This window comes from Streptosporangium heterodermiicola (genome assembly GCF_051390675.1).
In the GTDB taxonomy this organism is placed as follows: domain Bacteria; phylum Actinomycetota; class Actinomycetes; order Streptosporangiales; family Streptosporangiaceae; genus Streptosporangium.
In genome coordinates, this window is sequence record NZ_JBPJSR010000029.1 from 1 (window position 1) to 17,299 (window position 17,299).

Consider the following 17,299-nt stretch of genomic DNA (forward strand, 5'->3'; position numbering starts at 1 on the left):
TCTTTGGGGGGGGGTCCCCCCTTGGGGGGGGGGGGGTCCCCCCCCCCCCCCCCCCCCCCCCCCCCCCGGCCGCCCCCGCGGGCCGGTCGTCGGGCCCTCGACCCGTACCAGGGGCAGCGTCGCCAGCGCCTGGTAGGCGGCGGCGCGCACCTGCGGGGAGGCGGGCAGTTCGTACAGGAGCGTGGCCGGGGTGTTCGGCAGGCCGTGCTCCACCGAACCGACGAAGTCCTCGTCCACGGTGATCGCCTCGACGGCCCGCCTCTTCAGCGCCTCGGGGTCGGCGGGCAGCGCCTCGATCTCCTCCAGGGTCAGGGGCATGGCACTCCAGTGGAGTCGCCGCTTCCCCCTGAGCCGGGTGAGCCTGCCCTCCCAGCAGGCCAGCGCCAGGACCTCGCGGTCGCGTTCCGGCAGCTCGTCGAAGGCGGCGCGGACATGGTCCGGCCCGACCGGCCCGACCGGCCGGTCGGCGGCCAGTTCCCCGCGCAGCCGCTCGGCGAGCACGGCCCTGCGGGAGGCTCCGCGCTGCTGGTTGGCCAGTACGCGGCGGGCCACTCCGTACAGCCACAGCAACGCCTCCTCCCTCTCGGGCACGTCGCCGATGCGCCGCCACGCGGTGAGGAACGTCTCGGAGATGACGTCGGTCGTGTCGTCGGGCGAACCGGTGCGGCGGGCGGCGTACTGGTGTATCGCCAGGTAGTACGCGTCATAGATCGCTTCGAAGCGATCTCGGTGTGTCACAGGGTCTCCTTGCCGAAAGGTGCCGGACGCCTAGTACATGTCCGGCACCTTTCGGAATGTTGCAGATCGCTGTGAGCGGTTCGCGCTCCTCGCCCCGGCCGATCCCGAGAGCGACGTTCGCTCCTTCTTCCCACCGCTGGAGGTGACTCTCGGCCGCCTCGTTTGACAGGCGTTCCGTACGCTGTACGGTATGTTGTACGGTTCGAGGCGTGCCGCCGGACGGTGCCCAGCGCCGCCGGGTGTACGCGAGGGGCCGGCAGGACGCGTCATCGACGAAGGAGCGGAATCATGTCGGAAACCCAGGAATCCCCGTTCGGCAGTGGTGCCTTCACGCCGACGGCCGGGGACAGGGAGAGCGTCGAGGCGTGGTTCGCCGAGTACGACGCTCACAGCGCGAAGGTCGACGTCGAGCGCATGGCGGACATGGCGATGTTCCCGCTCAACGTGGTGACCGACGGTCCCGGCGGCGACGGGCTGGCCGACCGGTGGACGAGGGAGCGGTTCACGCGCACGATGGCCGAGGTGATGGGAGGCGGGGAGGCGGGCGACCTCACGATGGATTCGGTCCGCACGCCGCACTTCCTCACCGCGAACCTGGTCGTCGTGGTCACCGACGCGACGGTGACGGCCGGCGGCGAGGCGTACGGCATGCGTTACGCCGACCTGCTGGTGAAGTCGGGCGGCCGGTGGGTCTTCCAGACCATGGTGCAGGGAGGCTGGGCCGACGCCTGGCGGGAGACCACCGCACCGAGCGCCTGAAGGCTCCGTCTTCGGCCATTTCGGTGTCCTGTTGACGCTCGCGCGGAGGACGGCCAGATCTCGGTGTTCATGTGCGACACCCGCGACGACCCCGTCCGCGAACGGCGTCACATCCAGCGGCTCCTCGCGCGCCGGGTCGCTCAGGCGCCCGGCGCGCTCCCGGCCGGGGCCTCCGCCGTCGCGACGGGCCGGTAGCGCACGTTCACGGCCAGCGTGGGGTCGCCGTCGCCGACCCGGTGGAGGCGGATCGGCGCGCCACCGGGGTTGTCGTACAGCCGGACGCCGTCGCCGAGCAGGACCGGTGCGATGTGCAGGTCGATCTCGTCGATCAGCCCCAGTTCGAGGAGCCGGCGGCCGATGGTCGGCGAGAAGACCTCAAGGTTCTTGCCTCCGGCCGCCGCGAGGCCGATCCGCACCGCCTCGGCGGGGTCGCAGCTCAGGAACGTGACCCCGTCGGCGGGCTTCGCGTCCTCGGGGTGGTGGGTGAGGACGAAGAGCGGTCCTTCCCAGGCGCCGCCGTACACACCGCTCGGGTCCGGGGACAGGTCCCAGCCGTCCCGGCCTCCCAGCACGGCGCCGGTGGTCGCGACGTACTCGTCGATTAGGCCCGGACGGGACGAGAACCCGGTCATCCAGTCCATCGTGTGGCCCGGCCCCGCCACGAATCCGTCCAGCGACATCGTGAAGTGCCAGAGCACCTTCCCGTCGGCGGTCTGCGGCTCGGTGTCACCCATTCTTCGCCTCCCGCTATCTGCTTTCATTTTGCAATCGGTAGCCTCACGCTAGGCCATACCGGTGGTAAATTGCAATCGGATCGGGAACATCGGACGTAGTCGGAAGCGGGGTACGAGGTGGTGGAGGCGGCGCGTTCGGGGTGTCCGATCAATGCCGCGGTCGAGGCGTTCGGCGACAGCTGGAGCCTGCTCGTGCTGCGGGACATCATGTTCGGGAACCGGCGCTACTTCAGGGAGCTGCTCGCCGGCTCGGAGGAGGGGATCGCCTCCAACATCCTGGCCGACCGGCTGAAGCGGCTGGTCAACGCCGGTCTGCTGACCCGCGAGGACGCGGGGCCCGGACGGCGGGCCGCCTACAGCCTGACCGAGGCGTCGATCCGGCTGGTGCCCGTCTTCGCCCATCTCGGCGAGTGGGGCCTGCGCCACCGGCCGACCACGAGGCGGCTGCGGGTGCGGGCCGAGCTGCTCGCGGCCGGTGGGCCGGAGCTGTGGGAGGAGTTCATGGCCGAGCTGCGGACCGTGCACCTCGGCGAAACGGCGCCGGAACGGGACGGCCCGGGCGTGCTGGAACGCCTCGCCCAGGCCTACACCGACGCGCTCTGACACCTCGTTCCCCGACGACCGTCTCGCGGTGATCCGACGTGACCGGCAGGCGGGAACGGTCCCGCTTCACGAACGGGGGCGATCCCCCTCACGGACGAGGACGGTCCCGCCTTCACGAACGGGTACGGATCAGGTGAGGATCGGCGTGGTCTGGGCGGAGGCGATCCTCCAGGCGCCGTCCTCCTTGACCATCACGTAGGTGAGCCGCCCCGAGGTGGCGGGCAGCGCGCCCACCGGGGCACCGTCGGTCTCCCGCCGCCGGTCGTGGATGTGTTTGACGCTCGCCACGATCGCCACGTCCTCGCGGAGGAAGCGGATGTCCTCGACCTCGACCGTGGTGGTCACGTCGGCCAGCGGCGACGCCAGGGCCTGGCGCATCGCCTCGGCCAGCACGTCGCGTCCCGCCACCCGGCGTCCGCCGAAATTGACGATGACCGCCTCGGCGGTGTGCAGGGGGATGAACCTGTCCACGTCGCTCTGGAACTCCACGGCGTCCGCGACCACCCGGCGGATGGCGGCGTCCTCAGACAGATCAGACAGATCAGACAGATCAGCACTCATGTCGGTTCTCCCGGTTCGGACGTTCGGTGGTGCGGGGCCCGATCGCCCCGAGGAGAACGATGCATCCTCAACTCAACCTGAGGTCAAGCGCGCTCCCCCGGTCCCGGCCGGGACCGGCGTCTCCGTACGGATCCGGTGCCGTCCGTGACCGCTCCCACATAAGCAACTCATGTTGACTAACGCCGAATTAGTCAACTAATGTTGCTTACATGCCCGCGAGCGACATCCCCGTACCCCAGGACCCCGCCGACGCGCTGGCGGCCGTGGTGGCGCTGCGGCGCCTGGCCGACCAGCTGGAGGACGCCGCCGTCGAGCGGGCGATGCGCGCGGGCTGGAGCTGGCCGCAGGTCGCCGAGGCGCTCGGCGTGACCCGTCAGGCGGTCCACCGGAAGCACGCCAAGCGGCTCATCGCCGCGGGCGTCACGCTGAGGAGGCGTTCACCATGAGGATGTTCGACAGATACCTCCACACGGTCATCACCGAGGGGGCGATGGAGGCGCAGCGGCACGGATCGGCCACGGTCGAGGCGCACCACCTCCTGCTGGCCGTCGCGGCCCAGGAGGGCACCGCCCCGCGGCGCGTCCTGGCCTCCGCGGGCCTCGACCACCGGACGGTCCTGGCCGCTCTCGACCGGGAGTTCGACCACAGCCTGAGCACGGTCGGGGTCTCCCTCGCCTCCCTCGGCCTCCCGGCCCCGAGCACCGCGCTCCGGCGCCCGCCCACCATGGGCGCGACGGGCAGGCTCGCCCTCGATCGGGGCTTCGCCTCGGTCTCCCGCAAGAAGGACCTGCGACCGGGGCACGTGCTGCTCGGGATCCTGCGGGCCGAGGTCGGCACGGTGCCACGCGCGCTGGCCCTGGCCGGCGTCGACCGTGCCGACCTGCTGGCCCGCGTCCAGACCGTCATCGAGAACGAGGACCTCGGGTAACGCCCGCACGTCCACAACTTCCACGGCTTCCACGACTTCCACGACTTCCACGACTTCCACGACTTCCACGACGGGACAGGACGACGAGACGGGACGGGACGACGAGACGATCCGAACAAGGCCGGCCCTCGGCCCCTTCCCATCGCCTCCGGCCGTCCTCATCGCCTCCACCGCCTCACCGCTTTCCGGTCGCCTTTCGCGCTTCTGTCCGCGCGGCCCTGTTCCGGCGTGCCGCGCCAACCCCTCACAACCCTCCAGCTTTTCCCCATGCCCAAGGAGGCAGAATGCCGATGTTCCATGCCCGCGGCCATGCCGGGCTCCGGCGCGCGCTCGACCGTGTCGTGGCCGGTGGCGGTGGCCCCGGCGTCGTCGCCGAGTTCAGGGAGGCCCGTTCAGAACCGTGGTTCGGCGCGGCGGGGGTGGCCGACATGACGACCGGCCGCGAGCGCCGGCCGGGTGAGCACTTCCGCATCGGAAGCCTCACCAAGGCGTTCACCGGCACGGTGGTCCTGCAACTGGTGGCCGAGGGAAGACTCACCCTCGACGACACCGTGGCGAAGTGGCTGCCCGGCGTGGTGGAGGAACACCTCGGCGCGGACGGCACCAAGATCACCATTAGACGGTTGCTCAACCACACCAGCGGGCTCCCCGACGCCGTCCTCGGCCGGGAGCCCGCGCCCCCGGAGGAGCCGGGGACGCGCTTCGTCTACTCCAAGGTCAACTACAGCCTCGCGGGAATGATCGTCGAGCTCGTGACGGGCACGACCCTCGCGGAGGAGATCGAGCACCGCCTCGCCCGCCCGCTCCGCCTCGCCGGAACGTACCTCCCCGGCGCCGAGGAGACGGTCCGCGCCCCGCACGCCCGTCACTACTCCAAGCTCGGTGAGAGCGGCCCCGGCGCGGAGATCCACGACGTGACCGAGATGGACGTGAGCTGGGCCGGGGCGGCAGGCGGCATGATCTCGACGACGTCCGACCTGCACCGGTTCCTGAACGCCCTGCTGGGCGGCCGTCTCCTGCCGCCCGCCCAGCAGGGGGAGATGTTCACCACCGTCTCGACGGAGGGTTCGGGCTGGGTCCCGGACACCGGGTACGGCCTCGGCGTCTACTCCCAGAGGCTCCCGTGCGGGGTCACGCTCTGGGGCGGCGGCGGCTTCATCCAGGGCTCGATGTCGTACGCGATGGGCGACCGCGAGGGCACCCGCGTGCTGGTGGGCAACCTGAACGGCGACTGGGACGACTTCCAGGAGACCTTCGCCACGCTCTTCGAGACGTGCTTCCGCCCTGCCACCTCATCCGCCGGAGACACCGGAGACACCGACTAGGGGCGCCGACCAGGCCCGGCGTGCCCGCCGAACGCACAATGTCCGGTTTGTCGAAATTAGTGGGACCCGGTTAGGCTCGCCTTCTTTAGGAAAGGCTAACCTACTTCAGGCGAGCTCTCCGCCCCCGCCCGCCCAAGAGCCGCCCGAAAGAGTGTTCCATGTCCCCCGCGCAGTCCCTCGCCCGCCGTACGGGCCGGCTCTGGGTCTGCGTGGCTCCGCTGGTCGTCGCGTGTGTGCTGAGCCTCGCCCTGGGCACCCGGAACATCGGCCCGCCCACCGTCCGGGACGCGCTGTTCCGCTTCACCGACACCGACGAGCAGGCGATCGTCCGCGACCCGCGCGTCCCCCGTACCGTCCTCGGTCTCCTGGTGGGCGCGGCGCTGGGGGTGTGCGGGGCGCTCATCCAGGCCGTGACGCGCAACCCGCTGGCCGACACGCAGATCCTCGGCGCCAACGCGGGCGCGTCCCTGTTCGCGGTGGTCGCGGTCGGGCTGCTCGGGCTGACCGACATCTGGGCCTACGTCTGGTTCGCCTTCGCCGGGGTGGCCGTCGCGACGGTGGCGGTCTACGCCCTGGGCTCGATGGGCAGGGGCGGCGCGACGCCCGTACGGCTGACGCTGGCCGGAGTGGCGCTGGGCGTGGTGCTCGACGGCGTCTCGGGCGGGATCAGGCTCGTCCGCCCCCGCGCCTTCGACTACCTCCGTTTCTGGGACGCCGGCACGCTCGGCGGACGCGAACTGGACGTCGCCTTCGCCATCACCCCGTTCATCGGCGCCGGCCTGCTGCTGACGCTGCTGGTGTCCCGGTCGCCCAACGCCGTCGCGATGGGCGACGACGTGGCGCGCTCCCTGGGCGCGAAGGTCGTGACCACCCGGCTCCTCGCCCTGGTCGCGGTGATGCTGCTGGCCGGCGCGTCCACGGCCGCGGTGGGGCCGATCGGGTTCGTCGGCCTGATGGTCCCGCACGCGGTCCGCTGGCTGATCGGCACCGACCAGCGCTGGATCATGGCCTTCACCGTCGTCTGCGCCCCCATCCTGCTGCTGGTCGCCGACGTCGTCGGCCGGCTGGTCATCAGGCCCGCCGAGCTGCGGGCGGGAATCGTCACCGCGTTCGTCGGAGCACCCGTGCTGATCTGGATGGTCCTCCGGGCGAGGGCGGGCGCGCTGTGACGGTACGCAGGACCGTGGTGGTGCGCCCCTGGCCCGCTTTCTCGATGCGCCTGAGCGTGCGGACGGCCGTGGTGTGCGCGGTCCTCGTCCTGGTCGCGACCGCCGCGGCCGGGCCCATCTCCTTCGTCGCGCTCGTGGCCCCGCGGATCGCGGCACGGCTGACCCGGGCCCCCGGGATCGCCCTGATCCCCGCGGCCCTCACCGGCGCGCTGTCGCTGCTGGTCGGCGACTTCCTGGCGGTGCGGCTCCTCTCCCCGACGCGGCTACCGGTGGGGGTGGTGACCGTGAGCCTGGGCGGGGCTTACTTCGCGTGGCTGCTGGCCAAGCAGGCACGCGCGTGACAGGGACGCACGTGACAGGGCGCGCATGACAGAGGCGGGTATGACAGGAGCGGGCATGACCGAGGCACGCACGGCCGGGACGAGCATGACCGGGGCGAACGTCCTGCGCAGGACCCTGAGGCGTAACGCCCCCCGCCTGGGCGCGGGCACCCTGCTGCTCAGCCTGCACCAGGTGTGCGAGGCGAGCGTGCCGATCCTCATCGGTGTGATCGTCGACCGCGCGATCGGCCCGGGGGACGGCGGGTCGCTGCTGTGGTGGCTCGCCGCGCTGGCCGCGCTGTTCACCGCGCTGAGCCTGGCCTACCGGTACGGCGCGCGGACCCTCATGCGCGCCATCGCCCACGAGGCCCACCTGCTGCGCCTGGAACTCGCCGCGAAGATCATCGATCCGCGCGGCCTGGACACCGGGCTGCGCGCGGGCGAGCTGCTGACGATCTCCTCCAACGACGCGGACAACACCTCCGAGCTCCTGGACTACCTGCCGCGCGCGGTCGGGGCGCTGGTCGCGGCGGCGATGTGCGCCGTGACGCTGCTGCTCATCGACCTGCCGCTCGGCCTGGCCGTCCTGGTGGCCACGCCGTTGACGCTGCTGGCGCTGCACGTCGGCACGCCGTACATCACCCGGCACGTCGCCGCCCAGCAGGAGCTGGCCGGTCAGGCCGCGTCGCTCGCGACCGACCTGGTCAGCGGCGTTCGGCCGCTGCGGGGCATCGGCGCAGAGGCGGCGGCCTCCCAGCGGTACGTGCGGGTGAGCCGGCTCTCGCTGGCGGCCGCGCTGCGGGCCGCCCGTACCCAGGGAATCTACGCGGCCGTCTCCGGCGCGGGCGGCGCGCTGCTGGCGAGCGGGGTCGCGGTGCTCGCCGGTTGGTTCGCGCTGCGCGGCCAGATCTCCGCGGGCGAGTTCCTCACGGTGATCGGGCTGGCGCAGTTCCTGATGGAACCCGTGGGCACGCTGACGCTGGTGCCCGGCTGGGTGGCCGAGGCGCGCGCCTCGGCCGACCGGGTGGCGCGCGTGGCCGGCGCGCCGCCGCTGCTGCCCGGCGACCCGCGAACCGGCGACGCCGCCCCCGCGGGTCCGGCGGACGGGGGTCGCCCCGGGCTGGAGGTCTCCGGGCTGAGCTACGACGCGCTCGCGGAGGTGGACCTGGTGGCCGGGCCCGGCGAGTTCGTCGGGGTGATGGCCCACCGCCCCGCCGACGCCGACGCGCTGGTGCGGGTGCTGTCCGGCCGGGTGGACCCAGCGGAGTACGGCGGGAGCGTGCGGATCGGCGGCCGGATCCTCGTCGAACCCCACCGCACCGACCTGTTCGAGGGCACCCTCGCCACCAACCTGACCGTGGGCGGCGAGCCGGGGAGCCCTGAGGAGCTCGCGGCCGTCCTGGCCGCCTCGGCGGCCGACGACGTGGTCGCCGCCCATCCCGACGGCCTGGAACACCAGGTGGTGGAGCGGGGCGCGAGCCTGTCGGGCGGCCAGCGCCAGCGGGTGGCCCTGGCCAGGGCGCTGCTGGCCCGCCCGCCGATCCTGGTGCTGCACGACCCGACCACGGCCGTGGACGCGGTCACCGAACAGGGCATCGCCCGGGGCCTGCGCTCCCTGCGCCACCCCGGGGACGGCGACGCCTTCACCACCGTGGTGGTGACCAGCAGCCCGGCCCTGCTCGCCGCCGCCGACCGGGTGTTCGTGCTGGACGACGGCAAGGTGGTCGCCGAGGGATCACACGCCGAGCTGGGCGCCACCGACGACGACTACAGGCGGGCGGTTCAGCGATGAGCACACCGGGAGAGCGGGACCTGCTGCCGGTCGCGAGCGGCGCCGAGACCTGGCGCTGGCTGCGCGCCGAGCTGCGCGAGCGCCGGGGCACGGTGGCCGTGACGCTGCTCGTGGGCGTGCTCGGCGCGACGGCGTCGGTCATCCCCGCGTACGTGATGGGCATCCTCGTCGACCGGGTGCGCGAGCAGTCGGGCACCTCGGTGATCGTCGCGGTCGCCGTGGTCATCACGCTGTCGGCCCTCGCCGGCGGCGCGGCCACCGGGGTGACGTCCTACCTGGTGGCCAGGCTGGGTGGCCAGGTCCTCGCCGTCCTGCGCGAGCGTACGGTCGCACGCGCCCTCACGCTGCCGCTCACCAGGCTGGAGCGCGCGGGCAAGGGGGACCTGCTGTCGCGCGTCAGCGCGGACGCCGCCGAGGTCACCAAGGCCGTCTCCGACGTCATCCCCGGCGTGATCGCCTCGGTCCTGCTCGGCACGCTGAGCCTGGCCGCGATGGTCGGCCTCGACTGGCGGCTCGGCCTGGCCGGTGCCGTCTCGGTGCCGCTGTACGTGCTGGCGCTGCGCTGGTATCTCCCCCGCGCCGCCCCCTACTACGCCAGGCAGCGCGTCGCGGTCGCGCGCTCGTCGCAACGGCTGGTGGAGAGCATGCAGGGCGTGCGGACGGTGCACGCCTACCGTGTGGAGGAAGGCCACCTGCGCGCCATCGACACCGCCTCGGGCGACTCGCGGGAGGTGTCGGTGGGGGTGCTGGACCTGTTCACCCGTTTCGTGGGACGGGTCAACAGGGCCGAGTTCCTCGGCCTGACCACCATCCTGGTCGCCGGTTTCCCGCTGGTCCGCGCGGACGCCGTCACCGTCGGCGAGGCCGCCGCCGCGGCCGTGCTGTTCCACCGGCTGTTCAACCCGATCGGCATGTTGCTGTTCGTGTTCGACGAGGTGCAGGCGGCCGGGGCGAGCCTGGCCAGGCTGGTCGGCGTCGCCCACCTGGAGTCCGCCCCCGAGCCCGAGGGGGGAACGGCTCCGGCCGACGGCTCGCTCGACCTGGTCGACGTGCGCTTCAGCTACGACACCTCCGCCGAGGTCCTGCACGGCGTCACCCTGCGCGTACCCGCCGGAGCCCGGGTGGCCCTGGTCGGCTCGACGGGCGCGGGCAAGTCGACCCTCGCCGCCGTCGCGGCCGGGTCTCTGCGCCCGACCGGCGGCAGCGTGCTGATCGGCGGGGTGCCGCCCTCCTCGCTGGACACGGCGAGGCTGCGCGGGCACGTGGCGATCATCACGCAGGAGACCCACGTCTTCGCCGGGCCCCTCGTCGAGGACCTGCGCCTGGCCCGCCCCGGCGCGACGGCCGAGCAGGTCACCTCGGCGCTGGAGACGGTCGGCGCGCTGCCGTGGGCGCTGGCGCTGCCCGAGGGCCTCGACACCGTGGTCGGGGAGGGCGGTCACGAGCTCTCGCCCGCCCAGGCGCAGCAGCTCGCCCTGGCCCGCCTGGTACTGGCCGACCCGGCCGTCGCCGTGCTGGACGAGGCCACCGCGGAGGCGGGCAGCATGGGCGCGCGCGTGCTGGAGGAGTCTGCCGCCGCGGCCACCCGCGGCAGGACCACCCTGGTCGTGGCGCACCGGCTGACCCAGGCCGTCACCGCCGACCGGGTCGTCGTCCTGGAGCACGGGCGGATCGTCGAGGAGGGACCCCACGAACGGCTGGTCGCCGCCGGGGGCCGCTACGCCCGCCTCTGGGAGGCGTGGGAGTCACGCTGACCCCGAAGCCACGCTGAGCCCGAAGCCACGCTGAGCCCGAAGCCACGCTGAGCCCGGGATCACGCTGAGCCCAGGGCTGCGCTGAGCCCGGGATCACGCTGGGCCCGTGAGTCATGGCTCAAGCGGGAAAGACGAACCGTCGAACGCCTCGCCCCGAACAGAGGTCACGCCCTGGACGGGCAGGACGAACCGCCGGACGCCTGTCCCCGGACAGGCCGGTCACCCGGTCGTGGCCTGCGCGCCGGTGGCTCGATCGGCGTTGGCCGCGATCGCCTCCCTCAGCCACTCCGCCGCGCCCGGCCGGGTGTTCGCCTCGATGCCCGCCCGGAAACGCGGGTCCTCCACGTACAGGTGGCTCTTCAGCACGTGGAACTCGTGCGTCATGTCGTAGAACCAGCGGGCGATGTGCTGCCGCTGCGCCTCGGCCACGTCCATCGCCGCCTCGCTCGAAGCGGCCGCGCCGGCGTCCATCAGCTCGCGGATCCGTGCCTCGATCGCCGCGTTGTCACGGTTGATCCGCTCCCACTGCTCCCTGCCGTAGGTCGCGACGCGCTCAGCGGACTGCGCGTACGCGCTGGAGTCTCCCCACCGCTGCTCCACCTCGTCGAGGTACTCGTCCTCCCGGTCGGCGAACTCGCCCCAGACCTCGCGCTTCTCCTCGGCGCCGAGCGGGGACCGGATCTTCTTGTCACTCATGACGCCGACCGTACGGACTGACGTCGCGTGAGGGTCAAGCCGGTGGGGTGGCAGCCGGTGCCGCCGGACGAAGGTGGTCGCGATGCCGTACGACCACCGCAGCTCGTGACCAGGAGGGGCCGCCCGATGCCGAAAAGTTAGGTAATGCTAACCTAACGCGGATTTCAAGGAACTTCGCAAGGAGCACGATGACCGCCAGCGTTCCATCCCTCCGATCGCGGCTCGTCGCGACGCTGGTGGCGGGAGCCTTCGCGCTGGCGGCATGCGGTTCCCCGGCGGCCGAGGAGGGGCGGGCCGCCTCACCGGCGAGTGCGGATGGCGCGGGAAACGCGGCGAACGCGGCGAACGCGGTCTTTCGGCCGGCTTCCGGGTCCGACGGCCGGTCCGTCGTCGGTACCGACGCCGGTTCCACGTGCCGCGAGGAGCGCGGCGCCCACGATGCCGGAGGCCGTCCGCGACGGAACCCGAGGGGTGAGCCGGGGAAGCGGGACTACTCCGGGGAACCCGAGGGGTGAGCCGGCGAAGCGGGGCCCTGCCGGGGAACCCGAGACATGGGCCAGGTCACGGGCCGCGATACCGTTCCATCCGTGGTTCAGAACGGCGGGACCGAAGAGACCGAACAGGCGACGGCGATCGAGCCTCTCCCCACCGCCAGGCCGGGAGACCCCGCCCGCGTGACCTTGCGGCCGATCGCCGGCCACGACCGGGACGAGTTCCTCGGACTGGTCCGCGCCAGCGTCGATCTGCACGAGCCGTGGATGTCCCTGCCCGCCACGGCCGACGACTTCCAGGCCCTCCTCGCCCGCTACGACCGGTCCACCGAGGAATGCCTGCTGGTCTGCCTGCGCGACACCGGGGCCATCGTCGGCATCGTCTACATCAACAGCGTCATCCGCGGGCGCCTCCAGTCCGGATCCATCGCCTACGCGGCCTTCGCCCCCACCGTCGGCCGGGGCTACATGTCCGAAGGCCTCGAACTGCTGCTGCGGCACGCCTTCGAAGAGCTGCGGCTCCACCGCCTGGAAGCCCAGGTCCAGCCCGGTAACACGGCCTCCCTCAAGCTCCTCCGGCGGCACGGCTTCAGGAAGGAGGGCTACTCCCCCGGCCTCCTGTTCATCGACGGCGCCTGGCGAGACCACGAACGGTGGGCCATCACCGCCCCGATGGCCGGCACCCGGCCGACCCCTCCGCACCACACCCAGCCGGCCCACTGAACCACCCCCGTCACCCGGTACGACCAGCCGAGCCGTCACCCGCTTCAACGCCCCGATACGGCTCGCCGGACGCCACCCCCGTACGGTCCGCGAGCCCGGCGGCGACGATCATCACCGCGCCCCGCCACGGTATGGGCCACCCCGCTTTGCATGACCATGCGGCGTAATGCATAATCTTGTTTCATGTCCAAGGTTCTCACCTCCCTGCCCATCGGCGAGCGGGTCGGCATCGCCTTCTCCGGCGGCCTCGACACCTCGGTCGCCGTCGCGTGGATGCGCGACAAGGGTGCCGTTCCGTGCACCTACACCGCCGACATCGGCCAGTACGACGAGCCCGACATCGCCTCGGTGCCCGGCCGCGCGCTGGCGTACGGCGCCGAGATCGCGCGTCTGGTCGACTGCCGCGCGGCGCTGGTCGAGGAGGGCCTGGCCGCGCTGACCTGCGGCGCGTTCCACATCCGCTCGGGAGGGCGCCCCTACTTCAACACCACGCCGCTCGGCCGTGCCGTCACCGGGACCCTGCTGGTCCGGACGATGATCGAGGACGACGTACAGATCTGGGGCGACGGCTCGACGTTCAAGGGCAACGACATCGAGCGGTTCTACCGGTACGGCCTGCTCGCGAACCCCCACCTGCGCATCTACAAGCCCTGGCTGGACGCGGACTTCGTCTCCGAGCTCGGCGGCCGCAAGGAGATGTCGGAGTGGCTGCTCGCCCACGACCTGCCCTACCGCGACAGCACCGAGAAGGCGTACTCGACCGACGCCAACATCTGGGGCGCCACCCACGAGGCCAAGACCCTGGAGCACCTCGACACCGGCATCGAGACCGTGGACCCGATCATGGGCGTGCGGTTCTGGGACCCCGAGGTCGAGATCGCCACCGAGGTCGTGACCATCGGCTTCGACCAGGGCCGCCCGGTGACGATCAACGGCAAGGAGTTCGCCACCCCCGTCGACCTGGTGATGGAGGCGAACACGATCGGCGGACGGCACGGCATGGGCATGTCGGACCAGATCGAGAACCGGGTGATCGAGGCCAAGAGCCGCGGCATCTACGAGGCTCCCGGGATGGCGTTGCTGCACGCGGCGTACGAGCGGCTGGTCAACGCGATCCACAACGAGGACACCCTGGCGAGCTACCACAACGAGGGGCGGCGGCTCGGCCGGCTGATGTACGAGGGCCGCTGGCTCGACCCGCAGGCGCTGATGCTGCGGGAGTCGCTGCAGCGCTGGGTCGGCACGGCGATCACCGGCGAGGTGACGCTGCGGCTGCGGCGCGGTGAGGACTACTCGATCCTCGACACCTCTGGCCCGGCCTTCAGCTACCACCCGGACAAGCTGTCGATGGAGCGCACCGAGGACTCCGCGTTCGGCCCGCTGGACCGGATCGGCCAGCTCACCATGCGCAACCTCGACATCGCCGACTCGCGCGCCAAGCTGGAGCAGTACGCCGGTCTCGGCATGGTCGGCACCACCCATCCCGCGCTCATCGGCGCCGCCCAGGCGGCCTCGACCGGCCTGATCGGCGCGATGCCGCAGGGCGGCGCCGAGGCCATCGCCTCCCGTGGCGAGGTCTCCGGCGACGACGAGATGCTCGACCGCGCCGCGATGGAGTTCGGCACCGACTGACCGGCCCGGCGTCACCACCGGCCGACCGACGGCCGGCCGGTGGTATCGGCGTGGTGGTATCGGCGTGGTGGTACCGGCGTGATGGACCGCGCCGGTGCCACCGGGCCGCCATCCCGGTACCACCGGCACACGGCGCGCCGACCACGGTCGCGGCACTGAGACACCGTCGCGACGCTGAGACACGAGCGCGGCGTTGAGACACCCTCGCGGCACCGAGACACGGTCGCAGGGCTGAAACACCGTCACGGCACCGAGACACGGACGCGGGACCGGAGCACCGTCGCGGGGCTGAAACTTTCAGAGTCCCCGGGCCCTCCGGACGGACCGCGAGGCCGGCGTCACGGCAGTGCCGGGTCCCCGGGAAGACGCAGGTCGCGCACGACCGGCCGCCGGTCGGAGACGACAGGGCGGGCCGCACGGGACGCCGGCCCCCGCACGCCGGACCTTCCGGGGATCCCACCCGCCGCTTGACGGCCCCGGCGACGCTGTCGAAACTTGGCACACACCCGCCTTCATGACTGTGAAGCGCCAGACACGCGACGGAAATGTTAACGCTAACAGCATCCGTCGCACGTACGTAAAGCCACCGTCCTCAGAGCCGTCGTCCGTAGAGCCACCACCCGTAGAGCCACCGTCCTCAGAGCCACCGTTCGTAGAGCCGTCGTCCGTAGCGAATCGTCCGCAACGAGAGGCACCCCCCTGTGAACAGACCCGCAAGCCCTCCCCCGCGAGGCGTCCGCCGTCGTGCCGGCGCCGTTCTCGCGGCGGCCGTCCTGGTACTGCTCGCGGTGTGCCAGTCGCTCGTGGCCGCGGGCCCGGCCTCCGCCGCGACGATCGACACCAACGCCTGGTACGTCCTGGTGAACCGGCACAGCGGCAAGGCCGTCGACGTCCTCGACCTCGCCACCGGCGACGGCGCCCCCATCGCCCAGTGGTCCCGTAACGACGGCGCCTGGCAGCAGTGGCGGTTCGTCGACTCCGGCGGCGGTTACTACCGGCTGCGCTCACGCCACAGCGGCAAGGTCCTCGACATCTACAACCACTCCACCGCCGACGGCGCCGAGGTCGTCCAGTACACCGACCTCAACGGCGGCAACCAGCAGTTCCGCGTCGTCGACACCGACAGCGGCAACGTCAAGCTGATCAACCGCACCAGCGGCAAGGCCCTGGAGGTGTGGGAGTGGTCCACCGCCGACGGTGCCCGCCTGTCGCAGTACACCGACCTCGGCGGCGCCAACCAGCAGTGGCAGCTCGTGAGGCTCGGCGGCACCGACCCGGTCCCCGGCGACGCCAAGCAGATGGAGGACCTGGACCGCGGCCTGATCAGCGTGCGCTCCGGCAGCGGCAACCTGGTCTCCTGGCGCCTGCTGGGCACCGAGTCGCGCGACACCACGTTCAACGTCTACCGGGGCGGCACCCGGATCGCCGGTGTCACCGACTCCACCAACTATCTTGACCCCGGCGCCTCGGCCGACGCCTCGTACACCGTGCGCGCCGTGGTCGGCGGCGGCGAGCAGGCCGACTCGGGGGCCTCGCTGCGCTTCGGCGGCGGCTATCTGGACGTGCCGATCAGCCCGCCCAGCGGCAACCACACCGCCGGTGACGCGAGCACCGGCGACCTGGACGGGGACGGCAGGCTGGACCTGGTGCTCAAGTGGGAGCCCAACGACGCCAAGGACAACTCCCAGTCGGGGACCACCGGCCTCGTCTACATCGACGGCGTCAAGCTCGACGGCACCCGGCTGTGGCGGATCAACCTGGGCCGCAACATCCGCGCCGGCGCCCATTACACCCAGTTCCAGGTGTACGACTACGACGGCGACGGCCGGGCCGAGGTGGCGATGAAGACCGCCGACGGGACGGTCGACGGCCGCGGCACCACCATCGGCAACGCGAGCGCCAACCACGTCAACTCCTCCGGCTACATCCTGGCCGGTCCCGAGTACCTGACGATGTTCAACGGGCAGACCGGCGCCGCGATGTCGACCGTCGGCTACGAGCCGGGGCGCGGCACCGTCTCCTCCTGGGGCGACAATTACGGCAACCGGGTGGACCGGTTCCTGGCGGGCACCGCCTACCTGGACGGTCGGCGGCCGAGCCTGATCATGGCACGCGGTTACTACACCCGGGCGGTCGTCGTCGCCTGGGACTTCCGCAACGGCTCGCTGACCCGCCGCTGGACGTTCGACTCCAACTCCTCGGGCAACGGCGGCTACGCCGGGCAGGGCAACCACCAGCTGTCCGTCGCCGACGTGGACGCCGACGGCAGGCAGGAGATCGTCTACGGCTCGGCCACGATCGACGACAACGGCGCCGGCATGTACCGCACCGGGTTCGGGCACGGCGACGCGCTGCACGTGGGCGACCTGATCCCGGGCCGGTCGGGCCTAGAGGTGTTCACCATCCACGAGTCGGGCGACCAGCCCGCGGCCGACGTGCACGACGCCCGCACCGGGCAGGTCGTCTGGCAGCGGCCGGGCAACGGCGGCGTGGAGGGACCCGGCCGCGGCGTCGCCGCCGACGTCTACGCCGGCAGCCCGGGAGCGGAGTTCTGGGGCGCGGGGACCAACATGGGCAACCTGTACAACTCCTCCGGGGCCTCGGTCGGCCGCACCCCCTCCTCGGCCAACTTCCTGGCCTGGTGGGACGGCGACCCGGTCCGCGAGCTGGTGGACGGGACCCGCGTCGACAAGTACGGCACCGGCGGGGAGACCCGGCTGCTCACCGCCTCCGGGGTGCACTCCAACAACGGCACCAAGTCCACCCCGTCCCTGTCGGGCGACCTGCTCGGCGACTGGCGCGAGGAGGTCGTCTGGCCCACCTCAGGCAACACCGCGCTGCGGATCTACAGCACGCCGACCGTGACCACCACCAAGATCCACACGCTGCTGCACGACCCGCAGTACCGGGTGGCCCTGGCCTGGCAGAACACCGCCTACAACCAGCCACCCCACCCGGGCTTCTTCATCGGCGACGGCATGGCCACCCCGCCGCAGCCGAAGGTCTACCTGCCCTGAGCCCTCGATCCGCCGGGCACGGCCCGCGCGGTGACCCGCTCCCGGCCTTCGCGGTGA

Annotated in this window: 16 protein-coding genes; 12 read left to right on the forward strand and 4 right to left on the reverse strand. The window is 72.1% G+C overall.

Annotated elements, in window-relative coordinates; all coding sequences use genetic code 11:
- On the reverse strand, positions 1–738 hold a 738-nt coding region (locus ACSC1Q_RS37960; RefSeq protein WP_436763566.1), incomplete at its 3' end, for an RNA polymerase sigma factor.
- A 288-nt stretch (positions 739–1,026) separates the two neighbouring features.
- On the opposite strand from ACSC1Q_RS37960, the gene ACSC1Q_RS37965 reads away from it, so the two are divergent.
- Positions 1,027–1,497, forward strand: coding sequence for a nuclear transport factor 2 family protein (locus tag ACSC1Q_RS37965; protein ID WP_436763567.1), 471 nt, complete (start codon positions 1,027–1,029; stop codon positions 1,495–1,497).
- A gap of 140 nt (positions 1,498–1,637) precedes the next feature.
- Here the strand turns inward: ACSC1Q_RS37965 and ACSC1Q_RS37970 are convergent, their stop codons facing one another.
- Complete coding sequence (locus tag ACSC1Q_RS37970; RefSeq protein WP_436763568.1) at positions 1,638–2,231, reverse strand: dihydrofolate reductase family protein; 594 nt, start codon at positions 2,229–2,231, stop codon at positions 1,638–1,640.
- A 120-nt stretch (positions 2,232–2,351) separates the two neighbouring features.
- On the opposite strand from ACSC1Q_RS37970, the gene ACSC1Q_RS37975 reads away from it, so the two are divergent.
- Positions 2,352–2,834, forward strand: coding sequence for a winged helix-turn-helix transcriptional regulator (locus ACSC1Q_RS37975; RefSeq protein ID WP_436763569.1), 483 nt, complete (start codon positions 2,352–2,354; stop codon positions 2,832–2,834).
- A gap of 129 nt (positions 2,835–2,963) precedes the next feature.
- Here ACSC1Q_RS37975 and ACSC1Q_RS37980 read toward each other — a convergent pair whose 3' ends face one another.
- Positions 2,964–3,395, reverse strand: a complete 432-nt coding sequence (locus ACSC1Q_RS37980; protein WP_436763570.1) for an SgcJ/EcaC family oxidoreductase — start codon at positions 3,393–3,395, stop codon at positions 2,964–2,966.
- A 209-nt stretch (positions 3,396–3,604) separates the two neighbouring features.
- Here ACSC1Q_RS37980 and ACSC1Q_RS37985 point away from each other — a divergent pair, with 209 nt between their 5' ends.
- The 7 genes from ACSC1Q_RS37985 (at position 3,605) to ACSC1Q_RS38015 (ending at position 10,683) form a co-directional block, all read left to right on the forward strand.
- Positions 3,605–3,841 carry a hypothetical protein gene (locus ACSC1Q_RS37985; RefSeq protein WP_436763571.1) on the forward strand — a complete coding sequence of 79 codons (237 nt, stop codon included), beginning with the start codon at positions 3,605–3,607 and terminating at the stop codon, positions 3,839–3,841.
- Positions 3,838–4,323, forward strand: a complete 486-nt coding sequence (locus ACSC1Q_RS37990) for a Clp protease N-terminal domain-containing protein (RefSeq protein WP_436763572.1) — start codon at positions 3,838–3,840, stop codon at positions 4,321–4,323. The genes ACSC1Q_RS37985 and ACSC1Q_RS37990 overlap by 4 nt, the downstream gene beginning before the upstream one ends.
- Positions 4,324–4,607: 284 nt before the next feature.
- Positions 4,608–5,648, forward strand: coding sequence for a serine hydrolase domain-containing protein (locus ACSC1Q_RS37995; protein WP_436763573.1), 1,041 nt, complete (start codon positions 4,608–4,610; stop codon positions 5,646–5,648).
- Between the two features lie 158 nt (positions 5,649–5,806).
- Entirely contained in the window at positions 5,807–6,817 is a 1,011-nt protein-coding gene (locus tag ACSC1Q_RS38000; RefSeq protein WP_436763574.1) for an iron chelate uptake ABC transporter family permease subunit, read from the forward strand.
- Positions 6,814–7,158, forward strand: a complete 345-nt coding sequence (locus tag ACSC1Q_RS38005) for an iron chelate uptake ABC transporter family permease subunit (RefSeq protein ID WP_436763575.1) — start codon at positions 6,814–6,816, stop codon at positions 7,156–7,158. The genes ACSC1Q_RS38000 and ACSC1Q_RS38005 overlap by 4 nt, the downstream gene beginning before the upstream one ends.
- Before the next feature lie 55 nt (positions 7,159–7,213).
- Positions 7,214–8,929 carry an ABC transporter transmembrane domain-containing protein gene (locus ACSC1Q_RS38010; RefSeq protein WP_436763576.1) on the forward strand — a complete coding sequence of 572 codons (1,716 nt, stop codon included), beginning with the start codon at positions 7,214–7,216 and terminating at the stop codon, positions 8,927–8,929.
- Complete coding sequence (locus tag ACSC1Q_RS38015; protein WP_436763577.1) at positions 8,926–10,683, forward strand: ABC transporter ATP-binding protein; 1,758 nt, start codon at positions 8,926–8,928, stop codon at positions 10,681–10,683. The genes ACSC1Q_RS38010 and ACSC1Q_RS38015 overlap by 4 nt, the downstream gene beginning before the upstream one ends.
- A gap of 219 nt (positions 10,684–10,902) precedes the next feature.
- On the opposite strand, the gene ACSC1Q_RS38020 is transcribed toward ACSC1Q_RS38015, so the two are convergent.
- Complete coding sequence (locus ACSC1Q_RS38020) at positions 10,903–11,379, reverse strand: TipAS antibiotic-recognition domain-containing protein (protein ID WP_436763578.1); 477 nt, start codon at positions 11,377–11,379, stop codon at positions 10,903–10,905.
- Between the two features lie 587 nt (positions 11,380–11,966).
- Between ACSC1Q_RS38020 and ACSC1Q_RS38025 the strand changes: the two genes are divergently transcribed.
- The 3 genes from ACSC1Q_RS38025 to ACSC1Q_RS38035 all read left to right on the forward strand — a co-directional run bounded on the left by ACSC1Q_RS38025 (position 11,967) and on the right by ACSC1Q_RS38035 (position 17,242).
- The gene (locus ACSC1Q_RS38025; RefSeq protein WP_436763579.1) at positions 11,967–12,593 is read left to right on the forward strand and encodes a GNAT family N-acetyltransferase; all 627 of its coding nucleotides are present in this window, start codon (positions 11,967–11,969) and stop codon (positions 12,591–12,593) included.
- A gap of 183 nt (positions 12,594–12,776) precedes the next feature.
- The gene (gene argG, locus ACSC1Q_RS38030) at positions 12,777–14,225 is read left to right on the forward strand and encodes an argininosuccinate synthase (protein WP_436763580.1); all 1,449 of its coding nucleotides are present in this window, start codon (positions 12,777–12,779) and stop codon (positions 14,223–14,225) included.
- Positions 14,226–14,926: 701 nt separating this feature from the next.
- Positions 14,927–17,242, forward strand: coding sequence for a rhamnogalacturonan lyase family protein (locus ACSC1Q_RS38035; protein ID WP_436763581.1), 2,316 nt, complete (start codon positions 14,927–14,929; stop codon positions 17,240–17,242).
- Positions 17,243–17,299 lie beyond the last annotated feature (57 nt).

Excerpts from the sequence above, each read along its gene's own strand:
- ACSC1Q_RS37965 (WP_436763567.1), top strand. The coding sequence starts at position 1,027 with ATGTCGGAAACCCAGGAATCCCCGTTCGGCAGTGGTGCCTTCACGCCG.
- ACSC1Q_RS37970 (WP_436763568.1), bottom strand. The coding sequence starts at position 2,231 with ATGGGTGACACCGAGCCGCAGACCGCCGACGGGAAGGTGCTCTGGCAC.
- ACSC1Q_RS37980 (WP_436763570.1), bottom strand. The coding sequence starts at position 3,395 with ATGAGTGCTGATCTGTCTGATCTGTCTGATCTGTCTGAGGACGCCGCC.
- ACSC1Q_RS37985 (WP_436763571.1), top strand. The coding sequence starts at position 3,605 with ATGCCCGCGAGCGACATCCCCGTACCCCAGGACCCCGCCGACGCGCTG.
- ACSC1Q_RS37990 (WP_436763572.1), top strand. The coding sequence starts at position 3,838 with ATGAGGATGTTCGACAGATACCTCCACACGGTCATCACCGAGGGGGCG.
- ACSC1Q_RS37995 (WP_436763573.1), top strand. The coding sequence starts at position 4,608 with ATGCCGATGTTCCATGCCCGCGGCCATGCCGGGCTCCGGCGCGCGCTC.
- ACSC1Q_RS38000 (WP_436763574.1), top strand. The coding sequence starts at position 5,807 with ATGTCCCCCGCGCAGTCCCTCGCCCGCCGTACGGGCCGGCTCTGGGTC.
- ACSC1Q_RS38010 (WP_436763576.1), top strand. The coding sequence starts at position 7,214 with ATGACCGAGGCACGCACGGCCGGGACGAGCATGACCGGGGCGAACGTC.
- ACSC1Q_RS38015 (WP_436763577.1), top strand. The coding sequence starts at position 8,926 with ATGAGCACACCGGGAGAGCGGGACCTGCTGCCGGTCGCGAGCGGCGCC.
- ACSC1Q_RS38020 (WP_436763578.1), bottom strand. The coding sequence starts at position 11,379 with ATGAGTGACAAGAAGATCCGGTCCCCGCTCGGCGCCGAGGAGAAGCGC.
- argG (WP_436763580.1), top strand. The coding sequence starts at position 12,777 with ATGTCCAAGGTTCTCACCTCCCTGCCCATCGGCGAGCGGGTCGGCATC.